The sequence below is a fragment of the Aquabacterium sp. genome (genome assembly GCF_030652515.1).
In the GTDB taxonomy this organism is placed as follows: Bacteria; Pseudomonadota; Gammaproteobacteria; order Burkholderiales; family Burkholderiaceae_C; genus Aquabacterium.
Map to the genome: position 1 here is coordinate 42,778 of NZ_JAUSAR010000080.1, position 23,642 is coordinate 66,419.

24 protein-coding genes are annotated in these 23,642 nt (G+C 62.0%); 7 read left to right on the plus strand and 17 right to left on the minus strand.

All coding sequences use genetic code 11. The features are described 5' to 3' along the window. Positions 1-20 precede the first annotated feature (20 nt). From Q7V20_RS10475 to Q7V20_RS10545, 15 genes are all read right to left on the minus strand, one after another. Complete coding sequence (locus tag Q7V20_RS10475; protein WP_304790295.1) at positions 21-368, minus strand: DUF4845 domain-containing protein; 348 nt, start codon at positions 366-368, stop codon at positions 21-23. Positions 369-385: 17 nt separating this feature from the next. Next, a complete protein-coding gene (gene lepB, locus Q7V20_RS10480; protein WP_304790299.1) occupies positions 386-1,357 on the minus strand; it encodes a signal peptidase I in 972 nt (323 codons plus the stop codon). Continuing rightward, positions 1,357-3,165: a translation elongation factor 4 gene (gene lepA / locus Q7V20_RS10485; protein WP_304790302.1), complete on the minus strand. Its 1,809-nt coding sequence runs from the start codon at positions 3,163-3,165 to the stop codon at positions 1,357-1,359. Before lepA ends, lepB begins: the two co-directional genes overlap by 1 nt. A 437-nt stretch (positions 3,166-3,602) precedes the next feature. Beyond that, a complete protein-coding gene (locus Q7V20_RS10490) occupies positions 3,603-5,174 on the minus strand; it encodes a DegQ family serine endoprotease (RefSeq protein ID WP_370652449.1) in 1,572 nt (523 codons plus the stop codon). 196 nt (positions 5,175-5,370) lie between these two features. Next, a complete protein-coding gene (locus tag Q7V20_RS10495; protein WP_304790304.1) occupies positions 5,371-6,105 on the minus strand; it encodes a sigma-E factor negative regulatory protein in 735 nt (244 codons plus the stop codon). A gap of 93 nt (positions 6,106-6,198) precedes the next feature. Further along, on the minus strand, positions 6,199-6,930 hold the full coding sequence (rpoE, locus tag Q7V20_RS10500) for an RNA polymerase sigma factor RpoE (RefSeq protein ID WP_304790307.1): 732 nt from the start codon (positions 6,928-6,930) through the stop codon (positions 6,199-6,201). Next, the gene (locus Q7V20_RS10505; protein ID WP_304790310.1) at positions 6,927-7,694 is read right to left on the minus strand and encodes a hypothetical protein; all 768 of its coding nucleotides are present in this window, start codon (positions 7,692-7,694) and stop codon (positions 6,927-6,929) included. The genes rpoE and Q7V20_RS10505 overlap by 4 nt, the downstream gene beginning before the upstream one ends. A gap of 28 nt (positions 7,695-7,722) precedes the next feature. Next, positions 7,723-8,967, minus strand: coding sequence for a beta-ketoacyl-ACP synthase II (gene fabF / locus Q7V20_RS10510; protein ID WP_304790313.1), 1,245 nt, complete (start codon positions 8,965-8,967; stop codon positions 7,723-7,725). A gap of 75 nt (positions 8,968-9,042) precedes the next feature. Then, the gene (acpP, locus tag Q7V20_RS10515) at positions 9,043-9,282 is read right to left on the minus strand and encodes an acyl carrier protein (protein WP_230181537.1); all 240 of its coding nucleotides are present in this window, start codon (positions 9,280-9,282) and stop codon (positions 9,043-9,045) included. A 99-nt stretch (positions 9,283-9,381) separates the two neighbouring features. Next, the gene (gene fabG, locus Q7V20_RS10520; protein WP_304790320.1) at positions 9,382-10,128 is read right to left on the minus strand and encodes a 3-oxoacyl-ACP reductase FabG; all 747 of its coding nucleotides are present in this window, start codon (positions 10,126-10,128) and stop codon (positions 9,382-9,384) included. Continuing rightward, on the minus strand, positions 10,125-11,063 hold the full coding sequence (gene fabD, locus Q7V20_RS10525) for an ACP S-malonyltransferase (protein WP_304790323.1): 939 nt from the start codon (positions 11,061-11,063) through the stop codon (positions 10,125-10,127). Before fabD ends, fabG begins: the two co-directional genes overlap by 4 nt. A 26-nt stretch (positions 11,064-11,089) precedes the next feature. Further along, the gene (locus tag Q7V20_RS10530; RefSeq protein WP_304790326.1) at positions 11,090-12,070 is read right to left on the minus strand and encodes a beta-ketoacyl-ACP synthase III; all 981 of its coding nucleotides are present in this window, start codon (positions 12,068-12,070) and stop codon (positions 11,090-11,092) included. Positions 12,071-12,133: 63 nt separating this feature from the next. Continuing rightward, entirely contained in the window at positions 12,134-13,303 is a 1,170-nt protein-coding gene (plsX, locus tag Q7V20_RS10535; RefSeq protein WP_304790328.1) for a phosphate acyltransferase PlsX, read from the minus strand. Between the two features lie 141 nt (positions 13,304-13,444). Continuing rightward, positions 13,445-13,627, minus strand: a complete 183-nt coding sequence (gene rpmF, locus Q7V20_RS10540) for a 50S ribosomal protein L32 (RefSeq protein ID WP_230181541.1) — start codon at positions 13,625-13,627, stop codon at positions 13,445-13,447. A gap of 196 nt (positions 13,628-13,823) precedes the next feature. Then, a complete protein-coding gene (locus tag Q7V20_RS10545) occupies positions 13,824-14,417 on the minus strand; it encodes a DUF177 domain-containing protein (protein ID WP_304790333.1) in 594 nt (197 codons plus the stop codon). Between the two features lie 32 nt (positions 14,418-14,449). Here Q7V20_RS10545 and Q7V20_RS10550 point away from each other — a divergent pair, with 32 nt between their 5' ends. From Q7V20_RS10550 to Q7V20_RS10570, 5 genes are read left to right on the plus strand one after another with little or no spacing between them, the layout of a single operon-like run. After that, positions 14,450-15,076 carry a Maf family nucleotide pyrophosphatase gene (locus tag Q7V20_RS10550; RefSeq protein WP_304790336.1) on the plus strand — a complete coding sequence of 209 codons (627 nt, stop codon included), beginning with the start codon at positions 14,450-14,452 and terminating at the stop codon, positions 15,074-15,076. Next, a complete protein-coding gene (locus tag Q7V20_RS10555) occupies positions 15,073-15,927 on the plus strand; it encodes an SAM-dependent methyltransferase (RefSeq protein WP_304790338.1) in 855 nt (284 codons plus the stop codon). Before Q7V20_RS10550 ends, Q7V20_RS10555 begins: the two co-directional genes overlap by 4 nt. A 55-nt stretch (positions 15,928-15,982) precedes the next feature. After that, a complete protein-coding gene (locus Q7V20_RS10560) occupies positions 15,983-16,489 on the plus strand; it encodes a DUF3429 domain-containing protein (RefSeq protein WP_304790341.1) in 507 nt (168 codons plus the stop codon). Between the two features lie 7 nt (positions 16,490-16,496). Then, positions 16,497-18,311, plus strand: a complete 1,815-nt coding sequence (locus Q7V20_RS10565; RefSeq protein WP_370652450.1) for a M61 family metallopeptidase — start codon at positions 16,497-16,499, stop codon at positions 18,309-18,311. Between the two features lie 2 nt (positions 18,312-18,313). Beyond that, on the plus strand, positions 18,314-19,435 hold the full coding sequence (locus Q7V20_RS10570; protein WP_304790343.1) for a DUF3108 domain-containing protein: 1,122 nt from the start codon (positions 18,314-18,316) through the stop codon (positions 19,433-19,435). A 7-nt stretch (positions 19,436-19,442) separates the two neighbouring features. Here Q7V20_RS10570 and Q7V20_RS10575 read toward each other — a convergent pair whose 3' ends face one another. Both Q7V20_RS10575 and Q7V20_RS10580 read right to left on the minus strand, forming a co-directional pair. Next, positions 19,443-20,213, minus strand: coding sequence for a DsbC family protein (locus tag Q7V20_RS10575; RefSeq protein WP_304790346.1), 771 nt, complete (start codon positions 20,211-20,213; stop codon positions 19,443-19,445). A gap of 20 nt (positions 20,214-20,233) precedes the next feature. After that, entirely contained in the window at positions 20,234-21,397 is a 1,164-nt protein-coding gene (locus tag Q7V20_RS10580; protein ID WP_370652451.1) for an FAD-dependent monooxygenase, read from the minus strand. A gap of 102 nt (positions 21,398-21,499) precedes the next feature. Between Q7V20_RS10580 and Q7V20_RS10585 the strand changes: the two genes are divergently transcribed. Further along, entirely contained in the window at positions 21,500-23,344 is a 1,845-nt protein-coding gene (locus tag Q7V20_RS10585) for a response regulator (RefSeq protein ID WP_304790348.1), read from the plus strand. 63 nt (positions 23,345-23,407) lie between these two features. Further along, positions 23,408-23,642, plus strand: a 235-nt coding sequence (locus Q7V20_RS10590; protein ID WP_304790351.1) for a GTPase, incomplete at its 3' end; no start/stop codon positions are given.

The window sequence follows — 23,642 nt, forward strand, 5'->3', positions numbered from 1 at the left end:
GCGATCAATGCCAGACGCCATCACTTGGATTGGCCGTGGAATTTGATCAAGAGGTAGACGGGCTCGATCAACTCGATTTCCTTGTCGTAGGCAAACTTGACCACGATCTTGTCGTTTTCCTTGGTGACTTCCAGGTCACGCGAGCTGATGGCCTCGACGTTGTATTGCACGGATTTGTCGCGGTCAAAGGCCGCGCGGATTTCAGGCACGGTGCTGCCCGCGCCCGCCGCGCTGGTCACCATCTTCTGGATGGTCTGGAATTCCATGACGGCAGGCACCACCTTCATGATGACCAAGGCGAAGCTGCAAAGAATCACCGCCCAAAACATCAAGCCGATCAATGTGATGCCCGACTGCGAACGTTTCATGTTGTCCCCCACACGAATCATTGGAAAAAGCCGATGCGCTTCAGACTGCTGAAATTCATCCACACCACGAAAGCCTTGCCGACGATGTTTTCGTCAGGCACAAAGCCCCAGAAGCGCGAATCTTGTGAATTGTCGCGGTTGTCGCCCATCATGAAGTAATGGCCTGGCGGCACCTTGCAAACCACGCCTTCAACACTGTAGCTGCAGTTTTCCTTGAACGGATACGCTTCAATGGCTTGATCTGGAATATCAGGCTGGCGCGCCTTGTCCACCAGGATCCTGTGATTCGTGCCGCTCAGGTTTTCTGCAAACTGCAGAAAATAGCGCAGCGTGTCCTCGTCGTAGAACTCGGCCAGGGGCGTTTGCTCGATGGGTGTGCCGTTGATGGTCAGGCGCTTGTTGATGTAGGCCACCGTGTCACCTGGCAAACCCACCACCCGCTTGATGTAATCCAGGCGAGTATCGACCGGGTAACGGAACACCATCACATCGCCACGCTTGGGATCGTGGTTGGCGATGATTTTTTTATTGATCACCGGCAAGCGGATGCCGTAGTGGAACTTGTTGACCAGGATGAGATCGCCGATCAGCAAGGTTGGCACCATGGAGCCTGATGGGATCTTGAAAGGCTCGAACAGGAACGAGCGCATCAAGAAAACCACCACGATGACCGGGAACAAGCCAGCCGTCCAATCCAGCCACCACGGCTGCATCAACAGGCGCTCTTTGGCCTCGGTCACGTTGCCATCGACCTGGGCAATGCCTTGGCGCTTCAGTTCCGCACGGCGGGCTTCGTCTTGTGCCACGAGATTGGCGGCAGCCGCTTCGCGTTCAGGTTGAAACTTGTAGCGCTCGGCCAGCCAGTACAGCATGGTCACGACGGACATGATGAACAGCAGGAACGAGAAGTTGCCTTGCCATCGGCCTATGTACCAGCCACCCAGGTAGACCGCCAGGGCGCCATAGAAAATACCGGTGAGGAAACTCATCAATCTTCCACTTGAAGGATGGCCAGGAACGCTTCTTGGGGCACTTCAACCGACCCAATCTGCTTCATCCGCTTCTTCCCGGCCTTTTGTTTTTCGAGCAATTTGCGTTTGCGGCTGATATCACCGCCATAGCATTTTGCCAGCACGTTCTTGCGCAGCGCCTTGATGTTCTCCCGCGCAATGATGTTGGAGCCAATGGCTGCCTGGATGACCACGTCGTACATCTGCCGCGGAATGTGTTCGCGCATTTTGGCGGCGACGCCACGACCACGGAACTGGCTTTGCACGCGGTGCACGATGATCGACAGGGCATCGACCCGGTCGCCGTTGATCAGGATATCGACCTTGACGACGTCGGAGGCACGGTACTCCTTGAAGTCGTAGTCCATCGATGCATAGCCGCGCGACACGCTCTTGAGCTTGTCAAAGAAGTCGAGCACGATCTCGGCCAGCGGCATCTCGTACGTGAGCATGACCTGGCGACCGTGGTAGGCCATGTTGAGCTGCACGCCCCGCTTCTGATTGGCCAGCGTCATCACCACGCCGACGTAGTCTTGCGGCATGTACAGGTGCATCGTGACGATGGGCTCGCGGATCTCCTTGATGCGGCCCAGATCGGGCATCTTCGAAGGGTTCTCGACCGAGACGATCGTGCCGTCGTTCAACTCAACCTCGTAGACCACGCTGGGCGCGGTGGTGATCAGGTCCTGGTCGAACTCGCGCTCCAGGCGTTCCTGCACGATCTCCATGTGGAGCAGGCCCAGGAAGCCGCATCGGAAGCCGAAGCCCAGTGCTTGCGACACTTCAGGCTCATAGCGCAGCGACGAATCGTTGAGCTTGAGCTTTTCAAGCGCATCGCGCAGTTGGTCGTATTCGCTGGCTTCAGTGGGGTACAGGCCCGCAAACACCTGCGGCTGGATTTCCTTGAAACCAGGCAAGGCCTCGGTGGCCGGGCCCGCGTTGTTGGGCTGCTTCTTTTCGACCGTGATGGTGTCGCCGACCTTGGCGTTTTGCAACTCCTTGATGCCGCAGATCACGAAGCCCACTTCGCCCGCACGCAAGGCCGGGCGATCGATCGACTTGGGCGTGAACACACCCAGGTGTTCAGCCGGGTACACGGCATTGGCCGCCATCAGGCGAATGCGTTCGCCCTTGCGCAACTCACCATCGACCACGCGCACCAGCATGACCACGCCCACGTAGTTGTCGAACCACGAGTCAACGATCATGGCGCGCAGCGGGCAATCGGGATTGCCTTGGGGCGGCGGCATGCGGGCCACCACCGCTTCAAGGATGTCTTCAACACCCATGCCGGTCTTGGCAGAGCACGGGATCGAATCGGTGGCATCGATGCCGATGACGTCTTCGATCTCTTCCTTGGCGCGCTCAGGATCGGACTGCGGCAAGTCCATCTTGTTCAAGACGGGGATGACGGTGACACCCAGGTCAAGCGCGGTGTAGCAGTTGGCCACCGTTTGCGCTTCAACGCCCTGGCTCGCATCGACCACCAACAGCGCGCCCTCACAAGCCGACAGCGAACGACTGACTTCATAAGAGAAGTCAACGTGTCCAGGTGTGTCGATCAGGTTGAGGTTGTAAACCTGACCATCTCGGGCCTTGTAAGACAACGCGGCGGTCTGAGCCTTGATGGTGATGCCGCGTTCTTTCTCGATGTCCATCGAGTCGAGCACCTGGGCTTCCATCTCTCGGTCGCTCAGGCCTCCACACAGCTGAATGATGCGATCGGCCAGGGTGGATTTGCCGTGGTCGATGTGGGCAATGATGGAGAAATTACGGATGTGATTCATAAAAAAAAGGCACGTCGAAATGGATGACGCGCCTTCCAACAAAAACGTATGGCAACTGCTTGTTGGGACTTCATTGTAGCCAAAACGACCCCATCCAGAACCGCATCCCGGCCGGGCAAAGGGTCGTTGCAGGCCGCCAACAAAGACATTGTCAACAGGTTATCCACAGACTCTTGTTGACAAGTTCGGCGATTCGGGGACCCGTTCGGTCATTCGGCGATGACCTCTCATATCCCGATCAGCAATGGCGCGCTCAACCGGTGGATTGTAGCCAGATTCCAACGCGATCAACCCAAGTTATCAACAGGAATTGCGCAAGAAAAAGACTTGCAAGATGTGCCACAAGTCCGTGTATTTTTTGCAATAAGAAATCCCGCAAGGCCTTTTGGCGCTTGCGGGACCAGTTCAGTCGGCTTTTCGGCGGTCAAGCAGGCTCATCACTTGCTGGGGCGGATCAGCACGTACTGAGCACCATCGCCACGGCGCACCAGCACATTCACCGGACGGCCCTTTTCTGATTTGGCCAAGGCCGCCTCGAACTGCCGCACATTGGCAACCTGGGTGTTGCCCACGCTCAGGATGACGTCACCCGGGCGCAGCCCCGCGCGTGCGGCGGGCCCACCCACCTCTTCCACCAACACACCACCGTTGACCTTGAGCTCGGCTTTTTGAGCCGACGTCAGATCAGTCAGGCCCAGGCCGAGCGAGGCCACCGCCGTGGGTTTGGACTCAGCCGGTGCGTTGTCGCCAGCAGCAGCTTTGGCGGCCTTCTCAAGGTCGAGCTCGACCACCGTGATGCCCAGGTCTTTGTAGGCGCCACGGCGGAACACTTGCAGGACCGATTTGGTGCCGGGCTTGGTGCCACCCACCAAACGGGGCAGGTCACCAGCGGTCTCGACCGCCACACCATTGAACTTGGTGATGATGTCGCCAGCTTCCAGACCAGCCTTGGCGGCAGGACCACCAGGCTCCACCATGCGCACCACGGCACCTTGCGCCTTGCTCAGGCCCAAGGATTCAGCCACCTCTTTGGTGACCGGCTCGATCTGAACACCGATGCGGCCACGCACCACCTTGCCACCCGCGCGCAACTGGTCGGCGACCTTCACCGCATCGTCGATGGGGATCGACAAGGAGATGCCCATGAAGCCACCAGAGCGGCTCAGGATCTGGGAGTTGATGCCTACCACCTCGCCGCGCATGTTGATCAGCGGGCCACCGGAGTTGCCAGGGTTCACTGCCACATCGGTCTGGATGAAGCGAACCTCTTCGCCGGTGTCTCGCGCTTTGGCGCTGACGATGCCGGCCGTGACCGTGTTCTCCAGGCCGAACGGCGTGCCGATGGCCATGACCCACTCACCCACCTTGAGGCGGCTCACATCACCGATGCGCACCGCGGGCAGATTCTTGGCCTCGATCTTGAGCACGGCCACGTCGGTGCGCTTGTCGGCGCCCACCACCTTGGCCTTGAACTCACGCTTGTCGGTCAGGGTGACATAGACATCATCCGCACCCTCAATGACGTGGGCATTGGTCATGACCAGACCGTCGGCGCTCAGGATGAAGCCAGAGCCCAAGCCACGAGGACGCTCCTCACCATCACCTCTGGGCGTGGCCCTGGGGCTGCCTTTGCGCTGGCCTTGCCCTGGCATGGGCGTGCCAAAAAAGCGGCGGAAAAACTCGCGCATCTGTGCATCGGCATCATCAGCATCTTCATCACCAGAATCGGCAATGCGCTGCGTGGTGCGAACACTGGCCACGGACGGCCCCACACGCTCAACCAGTTGAGTGAAGTCAGGCAAGCCCTGGACCAGCAAGGGCGGCGGCGATGTGGCTGGCGCGGCGATGGGAGGCGTGGCAACCACCCCTGCAGGCTGCTGCGCCTGAGAAGCGTGGGGCAACAAACTGGAACTCAATAACAGGCCCACCGCCATCACGACGCCGCCCACCACCAGGGTGCGGCGCACAACGGAGCTGGTGGAAGATCCGGGCTGGAAAGAAGATGTCATTGCTGAAAACCTCACAAATGCAAAACAAGTAACTGGTGAATCAACGTTGGAGCCACTCAACCGGATGACAGTTCACCATTCGATGGTTTCTGTTGGTAAAGCCACACACCATCATGAATGCCACAAACGGCAACGCCGCTTGGGCAAACCACAGCGGCGTCACGTCAAGAATGGTGGATTACAAACAATGCGGTGATCAGGGAGCTTCATAGAGCACATTGCGCGTCAAGCCATTGGGCGAAGCAAATGACTGCTCGCCATGGCCTTGAACACGGCGAGCTGAAAGTGCTTGCTCAAGCTGCGGATCACGCCAAACCGACGCACCCGCCGCCGCAGGATCATTGCCCATCGCGGAGGGAAAGGCCGCGCCCTCGGCCAAAGAGGCCGCAGTCACGCCATTGCCCGACCAGGTGGCTTCCATCGAGGTGGATGGCGCAAAGGCTTGGGTACGGTCAGCGGCAGGAAATGTGCCTTGAGCCAGGCTGTTGGCAGGCAAGGACGAGCCCGGTGGTAACCCGCCCTGGTTGGTCACCAAAGCGCCCACCACCATCACGAAGCAGGCCGCCACGGCCATCGGGCCAGCCCACACGCGTCGGCGCAAAGGCTCGGCGGGGGGCATGGCCGCCACACCAATGTCCACGACAGAAGGCTGGTGGCGCGCCACCAGCCCGGCTGGCGCCAGCACCACGGGCTCTTGCACCAAGCGCTCACGGAATGATTTGAGGAAGTGCGAACTGCCGGAGGCATCGGCCAGCTCGTCGGAGCGCATCACGTCACCAATGAGGTGGTAGTCGCTCCAGCGAGCGCGGACCTTGGCGTCATCACGCCACGAGGCACAAGCGCGGGCGACTTCGGCCACGTCAGCTTCGCCATCGGCCAAGGCCGACAGCGCTTCGAAGGGCAAATCATCATCCATGCGACGGTCAGACATAGGCGGGCTCCGTGTCGACATTGAAATCAGGCCAAGGAATTTTGGCCATCCTGGCAATTCAGAGGCGCCAGTTCACAAAAAGTTCACTCAACTTCACCAACGATCGCCGTCTTTGGTGTCCAGCAGGGGACGCAGGCGCTGCGCGATGGCATCCCGGGCGCGAAAAATGCGCGACCGAACCGTGCCAATCGGACAGCCCATCACCTCGGCAATCTCTTCGTAACTGAGCCCCTCGATTTCACGAAGGGTGATGGCCTGGCGCAGGTCTTCGGACAAGGCCTCGATCGCGGCATTGACCGTGTTGGCGATCTGGCGGCTGGCCATCAAGGATTCGGGGGTTTCCCCGGTGGTGAGTTCGTTCTCGACGCGGGAAGTGTCGGAGTCATCGTCTTCGCCAGAACCTGCGCGCGATGATTCGGTGACCAATGGATCTCGGCGCAAACCAATCAGCGCCTTTTTGGCGGTGTTGACGGCGATGCGGTAGAGCCAAGTGTAAAAAGCGCTTTCGCCACGGAAATTGGGCAAGGCGCGGTAGGCGCGGATGAAGGTTTCCTGGGCGATGTCTTCCACCAGATCGACGTCGCGCACCATGCGGGCAATCAGGCGCTGGATGCGGCGCTCGTACTTGACCACCAGCATCTCAAAGGCACGCTGGTCGCCGCGTTGCACGCGCTCGACCAACAAGGCGTCCACATCAACGATGGGCGTGACCGGGCAGGTGTCCTGGCCTTCAACCCCCACGGTAACCAAGGGATCAAAAGCCTGGGCAGACACAGGCTGATCCGGCATCACCGGAGGCTCCGAAGGCAGGCGCGGCGGCGTCATGAACGGATCCTCCGCTGAACGGCGCGCTCAGACTCAAGCAGGATCACCGTTTCGGCAAAGTCACTGTCGGCCACGGCCATGCCTTGGGCGCCCGCCTGGTCGTTGGTGTTGAATGATGAAAGCAAGTTGGGCCACTGACGTTGATGATTTCCGGATGATGCCACCACTTGTTCCGCCCCGACCTGATTGGCCCTCGCGTTGAACAGCAATGCCCGCAAGTGGTGCCCTGCGCTGCCTTTGAAACAAATGCGGGCATCCAGCCATGACCACGACGTCATCTGGCTCTCTGGGCCCGAGGAAACCATTTTGACCAGGACCCAAACGCCCAGGTCAAAAACCACATGCACAGCAACGGTTTGTTGGCCCGCTGTTGGGGCCTCTTTCACCGACCAACCGGGCGGTACTTCAGCAGGCGCCCTGTCCGGACGGAAAGGCGGCAAACCACCCCAATGCAAAGTCACCGTCCGGTTGATGCTCAGGCTTTGCCATGAGTGCCAGGTCATCATCAGCCAGGGCACACCCACCGCCAATGCGATCACCACGGGAAGCCAGGATCCTTGACCGGATCGGGCTTGTGAAAAGAGTGCCCACGCCCATGCCAGCCACAAGGCCGTGGCGAGTAGGAGCAATGCCCGGGCCGCCCAACGAATGGCAGGCACCTGGGCCACGCCCAACGGCAGTTGCCACTGCGCCCTCGATCCCAGCAAACCCTGATGCAAAAAGCCCCCGTGCCCTGCCCCGGCGATGTCATCGGCGAAAGGCATGGAACGGGCGCTCAAAGGTCAAGCAGTGTCAGACGCGCTTGAACACCAGCGAACCGTTGGTGCCGCCAAACCCGAAGTTGTTCTTCAGGGCCGCGTCAATCTTCATCTCGCGCGCGGTATTGGCGCAGTAGTCCAGGTCGCACTCAGGATCCTGGTTGAAGATGTTGATGGTGGGGGGCGAGATCTGGTGGTGGATGGCCAACACCGTGAACACCGACTCGATGCCACCCGCACCGCCCAACAAGTGGCCGGTCATGGACTTGGTGGAGTTGACCACCAGGTTTTTCGCATGCTCGCCAAACGCGCGTTTGATGGCGTTGGTTTCGTTGGCATCGCCCAGCGGGGTCGAGGTGCCGTGCGCGTTGAGGTATTGCAACTGATCCGGGTTGAGGCCGGCGTTGCGCAGCGCGGCCATCATCGAACGCGTGGGGCCATCCACATCGGGCGCGGTCATGTGGTACGCGTCGGCGCTCATGCCAAAGCCGCTGATCTCGGCGTAAATCCTGGCACCACGGGCTTTGGCGTGCTCGTATTCTTCAACCACCATCACACCGGCACCTTCACCGAGGACGAAACCGTCGCGGTCCTTGTCCCACGGGCGCGAGGCGGTTTGCGGGTCATCGTTGCGGGTTGACAAGGCGCGGGCAGCGGCAAAACCACCAATGCCCAGTGGCGAAACCGTGGCTTCGGAGCCGCCAGCCACCATCACGTCGGCATCGCCGTATTCGATCATGCGCGCGGCTTGGCCGATGCTGTGCAGGCCGGTGGTGCAGGCCGTGACGATGGCCAGATTGGGGCCCTTGAAGCCGCAATGGATGGACACATGCCCCGAGATCATGTTGATGATCGAGGCCGGGACGAAAAATGGGGAGATTCTGCGGGGGCCGCGGTCGGCGTACTCTTGATGCGTGGCCTCGATCAAAGGCAAGCCACCAATGCCGGAGCCCACGATGCAGCCGATGCGCTCGGCCACTTCAGGCGCCAATGCCTCGCCCATGGGCAGGCCGGAATCCTTGACCGCCTGGATGCTGGCAGCCAGCCCATAGTGGATGAAGGTGTCCATGTGCCGGGCTTCTTTGGCGGGGATGTAATCCTCGATGTTGAAGCCCTTGACCTCACCTGCAAATCGGCAGGCAAACGCCGACGCGTCGAACTTGGTGATGGTGTCAATGCCGGACTTGCCAGCAATCAGATTCGACCAGGACTCATCGACCGTGTTTCCAACGGGGGTGACGAGGCCTAGGCCGGTGACAACGACGCGACGACGGGTCATGCTGGGTGTGGAAAAAAAGGAGGGTTAGAGACAACCAAGGCCCCGAAGGGCCTCAGTGATCAACAAGTGGTTATTTTAGGCCTTGGCGTGGCCCTTGGCATAGTCGATGGCCAGCTGAACGGTGGTGATCTTTTCAGCTTCTTCATCGGGAATTTCGATGCCGAACTCGTCTTCGAGCGCCATCACCAATTCAACGGTGTCCAGCGAATCAGCGCCCAGATCGGCCACGAAGGCTTTTTCAGGGGTGACTTCGGATTCGGCTACACCGAGTTGTTCGGCAATGATCTTCTTGACGCGTGCTTCGATATCGCTCATGACTCCTCCAGGAGTGGGTGCAAATAAACCGGGGATTTTAGCGGGTTAGCGGCGCAAACCGCCAAACCCGAAAAACGAATTTGAGAACCCCGTAAAAACTCAATTCATCAACATGCCACCGTTGACGTGTAACTCCGTCCCGGTGATGTAAGCGGCTTGAGGCGAAGCCAGAAAGGCCACCGCCTCGGCAATGTCTTCAGGTTGGCCCAGGCGCCCCAATGGGATCTGGGCCTTCAATGTAGCTTGCTGTTCGTCGGTCAGCGCGCGGGTCATGTCGGTGTCGATGAAACCGGGAGCCACGCAGTTGACCGTGATGTTGCGGCTGCCCAACTCGCGCGCCAGGGCCCGGGTCATGCCCGCCACGCCCGCTTTGGCCGCAGCATAGTTGGATTGGCCACCATTGCCCATCGCGCCCACCACCGACGTGATGTTGATGATGCGGCCATGGCGTTGCTTCATCATGGGGCGCATGACCGCGCGGCTCATGCGGAAAACGGCCTTGAGGTTGGTGTCGAGCACGGCATCCCAGTCGTCATCCTTCATGCGCATGGCCAGAGTATCCCGCGTGATGCCGGCGTTGTTGACCAGCACGTGCAATGCACCGTGCTCTTTCAGGATGGCGTCGATGGCAGTGTCTACCGCAGCAGCATCCGTCACGTTCAGGACGAGGCCTTGGCTGCCCGGGAACGCGCTCAGCGCCTCGCTGATGGACTGCGCACCGGCTTCGGTCGTGGCCGTGCCCATGACTTTGTAGCCACGCTGAGCCAGGGTCACGGCGATGGCGCGACCAATGCCACGGCTGGCGCCGGTGACCAGGGCCACTTGGGGGGTTGATTCGCCGCTCATGTCAACAGGCCTTTCGCTTCCAGCAAGGATGCCGGGTCAAAAATGGTGGTGGTGATCAGTTCGCCGTCAATGCGCTTGACCATGCCGGACAAAACTTTGCCGGGGCCGCATTCGATCACGTGGGTCAAGCCGCGGACCTTGAGCGCCTGGATGGTTTCTACCCAGCGCACAGGACCAAAAGCCTGACGATACAGGGCATCTCGCAGTTCATCAGCCTGCGTGACCGAGGCCACGTCGATGTTGTTGATGACGGGGATGGAAGGCAGGGAAAAGGTCGTGTCCGCCAGTTTGGCCTTGAGCCGTTCAGCGGCAGGCCTCATCAAGCTGGAATGGAACGGGGCCGACACCGACAACAGCAACGCACGCTTGGCACCCGCCGCCTTGAGCACCACGCAAGCCTGATCCACACCGGCTTTGGTGCCGGCAATCACGGTTTGCTTGGGATCGTTGAAATTCACGGCCTCAACCACTTCACCGCTGGCTTGGGCCGCTTCAAGGCATCCGGCCTTGACGGCTTCGGCATCCAGGCCAAGGATGGCGGCCATGCTGCCCAAACCCACGGGCACGGCTTCCTGCATCGCCTGAGCACGGAAGCGCACCAGGGGCAAGGCTTCGGCCAGGGTCAAGGCGCCTGCGGCCACCAGGGCCGCGTACTCGCCCAGGGAATGCCCCGCCACGGCGGCAGGCTTCAAACCGGTCTCGGCCAGCCAGGCGCGCCAGCAGGCCACGTCAGCGATGAGCATCGCGGGTTGAGTGTTCGCGGTCATGTCCAAGGCCTCTTTGGGGCCTTCGGCGATCAATCGACCCACGTCTTCGCCCAAGGCCTCGGAAGACTCGGCCAGGGTGTCACGCACGGCGGGGTGATCCGCCCAGCCATTGAGCATGCCCACCGACTGCGAGCCTTGGCCTGGAAACACGAATGCGAATGAGGTCATGTGATTTACTTCCTTACTGCTGAAAATCAATAGTCCACCAACACGGCGCCCCAGGTGAAGCCACCACCCACGCCTTCCAGCAGCAGGGTCTGGCCTCGCTGGATGCGGCCATCTCGCACCGCCTGGTCCAGCGCCAGCGGAACGGACGCCGCCGAGGTATTGCCGTGCTCATCGAGCGTGACGATCATCCTATCGTCTGAAACTTGCAGCTTGCGCGCCGTGCTTTGCATGATGCGCAAGTTGGCCTGGTGCGGCACCAGCCAGTCGATGCAGGAGGCATCGCGGCCAGCGGCTTGCAGCACCTCATTGGCCACCTGCTCCAGCACGGTCACGGCCAACTTGAAAACACCGGGGCCATCCATTTTGACCGTGGGATCGCCCAGAATCGCACCGCCGGACACCGTACCAGGCGCCCACAGCATGTGTGCCTGCTGCCCATCGGCATGCAGGCGCGATGCCACGATGCCGGCCTGCTCGGAGGCCTCCAGCACCACGGCACCCGCCCCATCGCCAAACAGCACACAGGTGGTGCGGTCGCTGAAATCCAGCAGGCGGGAGAACACTTCGGCGCCGATCACGAGCGCCCGGCGCGCGGAACCGGTGCGGATCAGGGCGTCGGCCACCGTCAAGGCGTAGATGAAGCCAGAGCACACGGCCTGCACGTCAAACGCCGCGCAACCTCGGATGCCGAGCTTTTGCTGAATGAGGCAGGCGGTGGACGGGAACACCATGTCGGGTGTGGACGTGGCACAGATGATCAGATCGATGTCAGCCGCCTCGATGCCCGCCGCTTGCAACGCTTTCTGCGCCGCCAGCACACCCAGGTCGCTGGAGCCGACATGCGGCTCAGCGAAGTGGCGCGCACGGATGCCCGTGCGAGACACGATCCATTCGTCGGAGGTTTCGATGCCCTGACTGGCCAGCTGATTGGCCAAGTCCTGGTTGGTGAGTCGTCGTGGCGGCAGGTGAGCGCCAGTACCGGCTATGCGTGAGTGCTTGATGGGCATTTCAGGGGGGCAACGCGGTGCTGGTTAAAACACCTCGGTGCCCTTTGGGCACGGCTCGAAGGATCAGGCAGCGCGGTCAACCGCACCCGCCGATCCAACAGCCGCCGACGTGCCTTCTGGATTGGTTGAATCGGCCGCATCTGCAACCGGCAAACCATCGAGCGATGCCGCAATGCGGTCATGTACACGCTCCAAAAGGCTGTGACGAGCCGCATCATAGGCCCTGTTGATGGCCAGCTCGAATGCAAAGGCATCGGCAGAACCATGGCTTTTGAACACCAGGCCACGCAAACCCAGCAAAGCCGCGCCGTTGTAGCGGCGGTGATCGGCCCGTTTTTTGAACTGGTTGAGCACCGGCATGGCGATCAAGGCCACCAATTTGGTCAGCAGATTGCGCGAGAACTCTTGCTTGATGAAATTGGCCAGCATGGACGCCAGCCCTTCGGCCGATTTGAGCGCCACATTGCCCACGAAACCATCGCAAACGACGATGTCGGTCGTGCCTTTGAAAATGTCATTGCCTTCGACATTGCCCTGGAAGTTGATCAGGCCCTTGTCGCCCGCATCGCGCAGCAATTCGCCAGCGCGCTTGATGACTTCACTGCCCTTGATGACTTCTTCGCCGATGTTGAGCAAGCCCACGGTGGGCGCTTCCTTGCCATCCACGGCCGACACCAGCGCGCTGCCCATGACCGCGAATTGCAGCAGATGCTCGGCCGTGCAGTCCACATTGGCGCCCAAATCGAGCACCGTGGTCGAGCCATCCAGCTGGTTGGGCAGGCCAAAGGCGATCGCCGGGCGGTCAATGCCCTCGACTGTTTTGAGCACATAGCGCGCCACGGCCATCAAGGCCCCGGTGTTGCCCGCTGACACGCAAGCGTGCGCATTGGCCGGTGCATCGGCCGTCGCCTTGACCTGCGTGACAGCCACGCGCAGCGATGAATCTTTTTTGCGGCGCAGGGCCACTTCCACCGGATCGTCCATGGAGACGACCTCACTGGCCTGCACCAGGGTGACACGCTCCCAATCCTTGGCAGGCGCCAGGGCTTCGGGCAAACCGACCAACACCAGCTCGGCCTCGGGGTGCTTGGCCAGAAAAGCCTTGCACGCAGGCAAGGTGACCGACGGGCCATGATCGCCGCCCATGCAGTCGACCGAGATTCGGACACGACCTTGGCGATCCGGAATGGCAGCACGGCTGGAGGCCGAGGTGGAAAGGGTCGAAACAGTCATCGGGTGGGTCTTGGGTGGGGGTATTGCTCAGCGAGCCCAAAACAACAATGGGCCGGAGGACTGACCAGTGTCAGCCTATCCAGCCCTTGCTTCTTGACGAAATCTGAAGGAACCCAGCACAGGGCCAGGCTCGATCAAGGATTAAGCGTCAGCCTTGGTCTTGAGCACCTTGCGGCCACGGTAAAAGCCGGTAGGGCTGATGTGGTGACGCAGGTGGATTTCGCCGGTGGTGCTTTCGACGGCGGTGCCCGGGGTGTTCAGCGCGTTGTGCGAACGGTGCATGCCGCGCTTGGAGGGGGACTTTTTGTTTTGCTGAACGGCCATGGATGACTCCAGAAACCGAGCCTCACGGCCCGTTGAGTGCAAGCTCTCACCGACTTTTACAGCGCGCCATATCAATTGACTTGATACCTGCCGCGCCAGTCGTTTTTAGCCTGCGAAGTGTTGACAAATTGTATAAATCCCGGGGCCTTTCCCGGAAAACCATAGATTCTAGCACGAGAGTGCCCAACAATTCAAATCAGGTACTGCCCTTTTTCAGGGAAGCCAATACCGCGAAAGGATTGGGCTTGTCTGCGGCGGATTCTTCGTCCGGCGTTTCAGCCACCGGCGTGCCGTCGGGCGCCACCAGGCCGGATTGCATCAGGGCTTGCACGTCGGTGGGACATTCATCGTGCCGAGGAACGATGGGCTGGGCCATGATCAATTCGTCCTCGATCAAGGCCAGCAGGTCGAATTGGCGACTGATGGCGAGCACGTCGTCGTCAGAATCCGCGTCCAGCTCGGCGGCCATGGCCTCATCCGCCACAAAGCGAACCGTGTGGTCCACGGTGACCGGGATGAACACGGGCTGCAGGCAGCGCTGGCATTCCCAGGGCAAATTGCCCTCGGCGTGCAAATCCAGCCACAACTGGGGGCCGCCCACACGCTGCGGTTCCAGGCGGCCTTCGGCCCACCAAGTCAAGGGCTCAAGGGGAGCCAAATCCAGGTCTTGCGCCAGGCCGGAAGCCAGGCGGCTCAAAGCAACCACGGGCAACTGCCCTTCCAGTCGCGACTCTTCATTGATGAAAGCCCCCAAGTCGAGCTTGTGGGGCAAAAACGTGCGTGCATTCATGGCGGGTAGTGTAGAGGCTGGACAATAGAGGGATGACCTCACCCGCTTTCCCCCGCCTGATCCTGGGCTCCACCTCGCGTTACCGGCAAGAGCTGCTGCAAAGGCTGGGCCTGCCCTTCGACGTGCAAGCGCCCGATGTGGATGAAAGCCCCCGGCTTGGCGAAGCCCCAGCCGACCTGGCCATGCGCCTGGCCTTGGCCAAAGCGTTAGCGGTCGCGGCACTGAACACCGACGACGTGGTGGTGATCGGCTCCGACCAGGTCGCCGATCTGGCAGGCCAGCCCTTGGGCAAGCCTGGCACCCATGAACGCGCCGTGGCTCAATTGACGGCCATGCGTGGCCAAGCGGTGCTTTTTCACACCGCGGTGGCCGTTGTTCGGCCCCACAACGGTTTTTCGCAAACGCTGATGAGCACCACCCGCGTACAGATGGGCCACTACAGCGACCAGGACATCGAAACCTACCTGCGGTGTGAACAGCCTTACGACTGCGCCGGCAGCGCCAAATCCGAAGGGTTGGGCATCGTGCTGCTGGACCGCATCGAGTCGGACGACCCCACTGCCCTGATCGGCCTGCCGCTGATCCCCACCACCCAGATGATTCGACAAGCGGGGCTGGATCCCCTGGCCTGGCGCGCCATGCATCACCCACAACCATGACCACCAAACCCAAAACCGACACCGCCGCCAGCCCCAAAGGGCGCCTGCTGCTGATCCCCAATACCCTGGACTTTGGCTGCCTGGCCGAGGGGCCCGATGCGGTCCTGCCCGACCTGCGTGATGTGCTGCCCATGGGCGCGCTGAACGCGGCGGCACGCTTGCAGCACTGGGTGTGCGAGAACGCCAAGACCACGCGCGCTTTCCTCAAGCGGGTGGATGCCATCGTGCCCTTGACCGCGCCTTTGCAGGCCCTGGACATCCAGGTTTTGCCTCGCCCCAACAAGGGCGGCGAGAAAAGCGCCAAGAAAACCCACATGAAGCCCAGCGAGAAGCCGGCCCCTAATCCGGATGCCGAGATCGACGCCTTGCTGGCACCCGCCTTGGCGGGCCAAGACATCGGATTGATGTCAGAGGCCGGTTTGCCAGGCGTGGCCGACCCGGGCGCAGCCTTGGTCCTGGCCGCGCACCGCCTGGGCGTGACGGTGGTGCCGATTTCGGGCCCCAGCTCCCTGGTGTTGGCGCTGGCCGCCAGTGGCCTGAACGGCCAAAGCTTCGCCTTCGTCGGCTACCTGCCGGTGGATGCGATTCAACGTGGCGACCGCATCCGCGAACTGGATCAGTTGTCTCGCCGCGCACGCCAGACACAGCTGGTGATCGAGACGCCCTACCGGAACACCGCGCTGTGGTCCGCCTTGACCAAGCACCTGCAGCCGGACACCTGGTTGAGCGTGAGCTGTGGGCTGACGCTGGAAAAAGGCTGGAGCCGCACACAACGCGTCAGCCATTGGCAAAAGCATGCACTGACGTTGCCGGACGACATCCCGACAGTCTTTGCCTGGCTGTCGGCTTGAACCACCTGCCGGGCACCGCGCTTCTTGCCACAATGCCGAGTACTTGCTGCCACCCATGAACACGCCTTCAACCTCATCCACCATGCCATCGCCCCACCCCGGCCTGGCCGAACCCAACGAGCTGGCCCGCAAGCTGGGGCACGCCGGGCTGATCCCCTTCGTGGGCGGCGCCCTGTTCGTGTGGCTGCTGGTGGGCCGCATCGACCCTCAGCCTTTTGCCTTCGTGGTGAGCGCCTTCACCAGCTACGCAGCCCTGGTCGTGTCCTTCCTGGGCGGCCTGCCTTGGGGATTGAGCATGCTGCAACAAGGTTATGACCGGCCCGTTTCGCCAGCGCAGAAGCTGGGGTTGATCTGGGGCGTGGTCTATTCACTGGCGGCCTGGGTGGCTTTGATGATGCCGCCCCATGCCGGCCTGGCGGCGCTGGGCGGCCTGTTGATCGGCTGCTACCTGGTGGACCGCAAGTGCTACCCGGAACTGGGCGCGGCGGGTTGGCTCAAGCTGCGTTTCAGGCTCACCGTGGTGGCCAGCCTGAGCTGCTTCCTGGCCGCCGCCCAACTTTGAGCTCACTTTGAAAACCGCACCCATGATCAACTACCGCATTGAGGTGGGCAGCGCCCACGCCCATCGTTTTTTGGTCACCTTGCGCATCGCTCAGCCGCAGGCCAGGCAGCGCTTGAGCTTGCCGGTGTGGATACCCGGGAGCTACCTGGTGCGCGAGTTCGCCAGGCACTTGTCGCCACTGTCGGCGCAGCAAGGCCAACGCGCACTGGAAGTCCAGCAGTTGGACAAATCCAGCTGGGTGATCGATTGCCCCGGCAAAGGCGCCTTGACGGTCACCTACGAGGTCTACGCGTTTGACACTTCGGTGCGGGCGGCTTTTCTGGACTCGCGGCGGGGCTTTTTCAATGGCACCAGCGTGTTCCTGAAGGCAGAGGGTTTTGAAGACCAGGCGCAACGCGTGAAGATCACCGGGCTGCCCAAAGGCTGGAGCGTGGCAACCGGGCTGCCCCCCGTGAAGGTCAACGCGCAAGGCCTGGGCGACTACCTGGCCCCTGATTACGACAGCCTGGTGGACCACCCGGTCGAGCTGGGCACCTTCTGGCGCGGCACCTTCACGGCCAAGGGCGTGGTCCACGAGTTCGTGGTCTCCGGGGCCAGTGCCGACCTGGATGGTCCACGGCTGCTGGCCGACACCCAACGCATCTGCGAGGCCCAGATCGCTTTCTGGCACGGCCGCCGCAAGCCAGCCTTTGACCGCTATGTGTTCATGCTCAACGCCGTGGATGACGGCTATGGTGGCCTGGAGCACCGCAACAGCACGGCCCTGATCTGTGCGCGCCGCGACCTGCCCCGCACTGGCCGGCCCGTCAACACCGACGCCTATCAAACCCTGCTGGGCTTGATCAGCCACGAGTACTTCCACACCTGGAACGTCAAACGGCTCAAGCCAGCCGAGTTCGCGCCGTATGACTACACGCAAGAGAACTACACGCAGCTGCTCTGGTTCTTCGAGGGCTTCACGTCTTACTACGACGACCAGTTCTTGCTACGCACCGGCCTGATCGACGCCAAGACCTACGTCCGGCTGCTGGCCAAGACCATCAACCAGGTGCAGGCCACGCCGGGGCGGCACAGCCACAGCGTGGCCCAGGCCAGTTTCGACGCCTGGACGCGCTACTACCGCCCCGACGAGAACACCGCCAACGCCACGGTGAGCTACTACACCAAGGGATCGCTGGTGGGCTTGTGCCTGGACCTGAGCCTGCGCCAATGCCTTGCAGATGGCAAGAACGTGCCATCGCTGGATGGCGTGATGCTGCGCTTGTGGCAACTGCAACGGCCCATTCAGGAGGCCGACATCGTCCAGGCGCTGCAAGATGAAGCGCCAGGCGGCCCCCCCGGCTGGACCGCCGCCCGCTCGTGGGCCGACCTGCTGCAGATTTGGGTGCATGGCACCGACGAACTGCCCCTGAAATCCTTGTTGAGCACGACCGGCGTGACCTGGGTCAGCAAACCCGCCGCCCTGGCCCAGCGGCTCGGGGTGCGGCTCAGTGATGCGACGGGCAGCCTCAAGGTTCAGGCCGTGATGCGCCACAGCGTGGCCGAAAGCGCTGGCTTGAGCGCCGCGGATGAGCTGATCGCTCTGGACGGGTGGCGCCTGCGCAAAAACGATGACCTGGCCGCGTGGCACAACGAACAACAGGCGCAAGCACTGCTGATCTGCCGGGACCAGGCCATGCTGACACTCACGGTGCCAGCGCTCGTGCCTGTCAAACCTGCGACTGGCCCCAAAGGCGCCAGCGGCGAGATCATCGCCCTGGCACTGGCCGAAAACCTGGATGCCAGCACGGCACAACGACGGCATCAATGGCTTAAAGACTGAGCATGTTGCAGGCAGGTTCGCGTCGCTGGTGGTTGTTGTTCCTCATCATCCTCGGGGTGATGGGCTTGCACGCCTGGCTGACATGGTCGATGGCCGCGCTGTTGAACGACATGCAGCCCAGCAACACCTCGGCCATCAAGCGGATGGAAGCCACGACCATGAGCGAGCTCAAGCTCAGCGATCCGCCCGTGGCCGCGCCCTCACCCACCAAGCCACGGACCTCCCGCAAAACCACCAGCAAACGCCCACCCAAACCACCTGCCCCGACCACTTCGGCCCCCGAGCCCGCACCGCCACCTCCGCAGGAAAGTGCCAGTGCTCCTGAGCCCTCGGAGTCGGCAGTCACCGTGGCCGAGGCCAGCAGTGCCCCCGAGCTTGCAGCCTCCGAGCCCGCGCCCGTGGTGAACTCGGCCAGCGCCCCCAGCACCTCGGGCCCGCCCTTTGTCTGGCCCTTGGCCACCCGGGTCAGCTACCAGGTTCGCGGTTACTTCCGTGGTGATGTGCATGGCAACGCCAGGGTGGAGTGGGTTCGGCAAGGCACGGACTACCAGGTTCGCGTGGACACCACCATCGGGCCCAGCTTTGCGCCGATTGGCTCATGGAACCTGATCAGTGCAGGTGCCATCACGCCAGAGGGCTTGTCCCCCAAGCGCTTTGAACAGGTCAATCGCTTGCTGATCAAAACATCGCCGCCACGCACGGTGGTCTTCAACGATGAGGATGTGGTGCTGGATTCAGGCGAGAAACTGCAGCGCACACCCGGCATGCAAGACGCGGCCAGCCAGTTCATCCAACTGTCCTACCAGTTCATCATGCAGCCCGACCTGCTGCGCCCAGGCAACACCATCTACATCCCGCTGGCCTTGCCCAAGCGCCTGGAGACCATTGCCTACGATGTGATCGGCGAGCAAATGCTGGACACGCCTGTTGGCAAGATCCCCACCTTCCACGTCAAGCCCCGCAAGATGTCCACCGAAGGCGGTGTTTTGCCGGTGGAGATCTGGTTCGCGCCCGGGCTGCAGTACCTCCCGGTGCGCATCCTGGTTCGGGCGAACGACAAGACTTACATGGACCTGCAGATGGAGCGGGCCCCTGAGCAGGCCCCTGACCTGCTGAGCCAATGAAACAGGATCAGGAAGCGCTGCCCACCTTGGCCGCGGCCTTGGTCAGGCGCTGCTCGATCACATTGACGGGCGCGGCGGAAGGCAGGCGCGTGCCATCTTCAAAGAACATGGACGGCGTGCCATTCACGCGCAGCTTCTGGGCCAGTGCGTTGTTGCGTTGCGTTGGCGTGGCGCACATGCCAAAGGCCTTGGCCGGCTCGGTGTTGGAGAGCATCCAGTCGCGGTAGGCCTGCGTGCGGTCTTTCACGCACCAGATGTTGTTGGCCTTGATCTTGGAGTCGTCGCCCAGGATGGCGACCACGAAGGTGTAGACGGTCACATCTTTGACCTGCTGCAGGTCTTTTTCAAGGCGCTTGCAATAGCCGCAGTTGGCATCGGCAAACACCACCAGGCGGCGCTTGCCATTGCCGTTCTTCCAGACGATGGCATCCTTGAGTGGCAAGCTGGCGAAATCAATCTGGTTGATCTCGTCCATGCGCTCTTCGGTCAGGTTGCGCTGGGTTTTGGTCTCCACCAGATTGCCCTGGATGATGAACTCGCCCTTGGGATCGGTGTAAATGATGTTGTTGCCGGAGCGCAGCTCGATCAAGCCCGACATGGGCGTGGTTTGAGCCGAATCGATGGGCGGGAAATCAGGCAGGTTTTGAGTCAGTTTCTGCTTGAGCTGCGCCAGTTGGGCGGGCGACAACTCGCCTGCCCACGTGGATGAGGCCAACAGCACAAGACCGGCCCCCAGGAGGGCCTTCAGGGGGGATTTGAAAACAGAGAGGCGATTCATGACGGCAACCTTATTTGGATTCAGGCATCAAGCGCGCGGCTGACCAGCCAGCGTTTGACAGGAGACATTTGATCTAACAGAGCCATGCCGGTGTTGCGAAGTTCCCTCAATGGTGCACGCTCATCGGCAAAAAGGCGCAGCAAGCCATCGGTGACCCCGGCCATGGCGCGGGTGGGCAACTCGCGCCGCCGAGCATAACGCCGCAGCAAACGCTCGTCGCCAGCGGTGCGCCAAGGCTCCAGCTGGCGCGATGCGGTCAGTGTGGACACCAGGGTATCGACATCGGCCAGCCCCAAATTGAGCCCCTGGCCGGCCAAGGGGTGAACCTGGTGCGCGGCATCGCCCAGCAAGACCCAGCCGGGGCCGCTCCAGCGCTCGGCCTGGGCCAGGGCCAAGGGCCAGGCCGCCACGTGAGACGTCAAGGACAAAGGGCCCACGATGGCGGATGCACCAGGATCGACCTCGTCAAGTGCTTGCCGCAAGGCAGCTTCGAACTCGGCCGGGGCCAAGGCCATGACCTCCTGGGCCCGGGCCTGGGGCAAAGACCACACCAGGCCATAGGACGATCCGGGCACAGGATCATGGAACGGCAGCAAGGCCAGCACATCGGGCGAGCGAAACCACTGGCGGGCCACGCCCTGGTGAGGCTGGCTGCTGTTCAAGCGCGCGGCCACGCCCCAATGGCCATAGTCCGCCTTCGTGAAGTCCACCCCCAGGGCCGCGCGGGTGACAGAGTGCTTGCCTTCGCAAATGGCCAGCAGGTCGGCATCCACAGGCTGCCCCCCTTCCCCCAGGGGCGGCACCACCGTGACATGCGGGGCGAACTTCAACGCTTCGCCCAGCAATCGCTCCAGGGCGGCCGCGTCCACGATCCAGGCCAGCTCCGACACGCATTGCTGCCAGGCCGAGAAAGCCAGGTGCCCGCGCCCATCGCCCCGAATCTGCATGTCGTGCACCGGCGTGGACGCCGCTTGCAGCCCTGGCCAGATGCGCAGCCGCTCCAATAATGCGACAGAGCGGGAATTCAGGGCGTAGGTTCGAATATCCTCCGCCTTGGCCTGACCGCCTTGTTGTTCAGCACATGCCCAGGCCACACGCCAGCCGTTGCTGGACAACGCCAAAGCAAGGCTGCGGGCCACAGCGCCCGAACCGCTGACACACACGTCGAATTTTTTGATCGTCATCTAGGGATTCTAGGTAATCCAATGGGCGATACATCAAGTCAACATCAAGTGTCGGGTAAGTGACATTTTTTGACCGATGAACAGGGATACGCATTGGATCAAGTGAAACAGCCTGAACCGCCGGGTGAATTGCGCCGCGACCGGTTTTTGTCTCTGATTGAAAGAAAAACAGCGCTGGGGTTTTACCTCATCGCAGCGGTCGCCTGCCTGCTGGTCTGGGGCAGTGAGTTGATGGCGGGCATCAGCACGCCTCACGATCGTTGGGCCCAACCGGTGCTGGCACTGTTGCTGCTGTGGATGTGGGCCCTGCTGCGGCGCAATCCGCAATCGCTGATGTTCACGCAGCGCGTGGTGGTGGCGGGCGTGTGCCTTTATTTCGTGATCGGCTCACTCAGCGTCCTGATCTTCAACCAGCAACCGGCTTCCCCCTACTGGATCGCCACCAATTTCCAGTGGATGCCCGTGGTGGCGCTGCTGATGCACATTGCCTGGCCCTGGCGCTGGGCGGTCAGCCTGTCGATCGCGCTGCTGGCGCTGGTGGCCATCCCGGCCTGGGTGCTGGAAGTCGGGGCGCAAGACCAGGTCTGGTCCGGCGTGGTCAGGTCCTTGGTGGTCAATGGCGTGTTGATGCAGATCACCTTCCTGGTCAGCCTGCTGAGCGTGACGAGGCTCAAGCATGGCGTGAGCCTGGTGGTGGCGGGCGATCCCCACGGCCCCACCGATGCGCGTGATGCGCTGAATGCCTGGGTGCAGGAGCGCACCTCAGAGCTGGCCCAGGCCCGGGACACGGCGGAAACGGCCTCCTTGGCCAAAAGCCGCTTCCTGGCCGTGATGAGCCATGAACTGCGCACGCCATTGCACGCCATGCTGGTCTCGGCCGACCTGCTGGCCGACCACCCCGAGCGCGCCCGCGACCCGCGTGATGCATTGCTGATCCAGACCATCCACAGCAGCGGCCAGCACTTGCTGACCTTGATCGACCAGGTGCTGGAGCTCTCTCGCATCGAGTCGGGCAAGGTGGAGCCCGTGCTGGCCCCCCTCGACTTGTCGGCGATCGCGGACAAGGCGCTGTCGGCCGTCTCACCCCAGGCCACGGTCAAGGGCCTGGAGTTGCGGCGCCATGTCAGTCCCAGCCTGGCCCTGAACCGAATGGGCGACGAGTTGCGGCTGACGCAGGTGCTGATCAACCTGCTGGCCAATGCCATCAAGTTCACCGACCGGGGGCATGTGTCGCTCAGCATGGGGCCCAGCCCGGCCAAGGCCCTGGATGGGGTGGCGGGCGTGCGGCTGTCGGTCAGTGACACCGGGCAAGGCATGTCCCAGTCCGAGCAATCGCGCGTGTTCGAGGCCTTTTTCCAGGCGGACACCAACAGCACCCGCACCAATGGCGGCGTGGGCCTGGGCCTGACCATCACTCAAGAACTGGTGGGCCTGATGCATGGCACCATCAATGTGAACAGCCGTGAGCGCCAGGGCACCCGCATCGACATCGATCTGCCGCTGGCGGTGCTGGCCGACGACGCCCGCGTGCCTGCACGCCGGGTTTTGGGCCGGCCCGATCTGAATGGCACCGAGGTGCTGGTGGTGGACGACGACCCCGTCAACAGCATGCTGGCCGCCGAAGTGCTCCGCGCGGCCGGGGCCACCGTGTTCACGGCCGACACCGGCCCGGCGGCTTTGGCCTTTTTGCGCCAGCACACGCCCAATGTCGTGCTGATGGACTGGCGCATGCCCGGCATGGACGGCCTGGAGGCCACCCGCCGTGTTCGCATGGGCGAAGCCGGTGCTGCTGCGCTGGATGTGCCGGTGCTGGGCCTGACCGCCAATGCTTTCTCGGAAGACCGCAGCGCCTGCCTGAACGCGGGCATGAACCATGTGCTGACCAAGCCGGTCGACCGCCAGCAGCTTCTGGAAGAAGTTGGATATTGGGCGACACAGTCAGACTGAGCCCGAACGCCCACGATCGCCGGTAAAATAGGGGGTTATCCACCCTCCAGTCCAGGAACGTCCATGAGCCTCAAATGCGGCATCGTGGGTCTGCCAAACGTCGGCAAGTCCACCCTCTTCAACGCGCTGACCAAGGCCGGCATCGCCGCCGAGAACGACCCGTTCTGCACCATCGAGCCCAATGTGGGCATCGTTGAACTGCCCGAGCCGCGCCTGGGCAGCCTGTCGGACATCGTCAAGCCCGAGCGCATCGTGCCGGCCATTGTCGAGTTCGTCGACATCGCTGGCCTGGTAGCAG

Coding starts and splice junctions, on each gene's coding strand:
- Q7V20_RS10475 (WP_304790295.1), bottom strand. CDS start 368: ATGAAACGTTCGCAGTCGGGCATCACATTGATCGGCTTGATGTTTTGG.
- lepB (WP_304790299.1), bottom strand. CDS start 1,357: ATGAGTTTCCTCACCGGTATTTTCTATGGCGCCCTGGCGGTCTACCTG.
- lepA (WP_304790302.1), bottom strand. CDS start 3,165: ATGAATCACATCCGTAATTTCTCCATCATTGCCCACATCGACCACGGC.
- Q7V20_RS10490 (WP_370652449.1), bottom strand. CDS start 5,174: ATGACATCTTCTTTCCAGCCCGGATCTTCCACCAGCTCCGTTGTGCGC.
- Q7V20_RS10495 (WP_304790304.1), bottom strand. CDS start 6,105: ATGTCTGACCGTCGCATGGATGATGATTTGCCCTTCGAAGCGCTGTCG.
- rpoE (WP_304790307.1), bottom strand. CDS start 6,930: ATGACGCCGCCGCGCCTGCCTTCGGAGCCTCCGGTGATGCCGGATCAG.
- Q7V20_RS10505 (WP_304790310.1), bottom strand. CDS start 7,694: ATGCCTTTCGCCGATGACATCGCCGGGGCAGGGCACGGGGGCTTTTTG.
- fabF (WP_304790313.1), bottom strand. CDS start 8,967: ATGACCCGTCGTCGCGTCGTTGTCACCGGCCTAGGCCTCGTCACCCCC.
- acpP (WP_230181537.1), bottom strand. CDS start 9,282: ATGAGCGATATCGAAGCACGCGTCAAGAAGATCATTGCCGAACAACTC.
- fabG (WP_304790320.1), bottom strand. CDS start 10,128: ATGAGCGGCGAATCAACCCCCCAAGTGGCCCTGGTCACCGGCGCCAGC.
- fabD (WP_304790323.1), bottom strand. CDS start 11,063: ATGACCTCATTCGCATTCGTGTTTCCAGGCCAAGGCTCGCAGTCGGTG.
- Q7V20_RS10530 (WP_304790326.1), bottom strand. CDS start 12,070: ATGCCCATCAAGCACTCACGCATAGCCGGTACTGGCGCTCACCTGCCG.
- plsX (WP_304790328.1), bottom strand. CDS start 13,303: ATGACTGTTTCGACCCTTTCCACCTCGGCCTCCAGCCGTGCTGCCATT.
- rpmF (WP_230181541.1), bottom strand. CDS start 13,627: ATGGCCGTTCAGCAAAACAAAAAGTCCCCCTCCAAGCGCGGCATGCAC.
- Q7V20_RS10545 (WP_304790333.1), bottom strand. CDS start 14,417: ATGAATGCACGCACGTTTTTGCCCCACAAGCTCGACTTGGGGGCTTTC.
- Q7V20_RS10550 (WP_304790336.1), top strand. CDS start 14,450: ATGACCTCACCCGCTTTCCCCCGCCTGATCCTGGGCTCCACCTCGCGT.
- Q7V20_RS10555 (WP_304790338.1), top strand. CDS start 15,073: ATGACCACCAAACCCAAAACCGACACCGCCGCCAGCCCCAAAGGGCGC.
- Q7V20_RS10560 (WP_304790341.1), top strand. CDS start 15,983: ATGAACACGCCTTCAACCTCATCCACCATGCCATCGCCCCACCCCGGC.
- Q7V20_RS10570 (WP_304790343.1), top strand. CDS start 18,314: ATGTTGCAGGCAGGTTCGCGTCGCTGGTGGTTGTTGTTCCTCATCATC.
- Q7V20_RS10575 (WP_304790346.1), bottom strand. CDS start 20,213: ATGAATCGCCTCTCTGTTTTCAAATCCCCCCTGAAGGCCCTCCTGGGG.
- Q7V20_RS10580 (WP_370652451.1), bottom strand. CDS start 21,397: ATGACGATCAAAAAATTCGACGTGTGTGTCAGCGGTTCGGGCGCTGTG.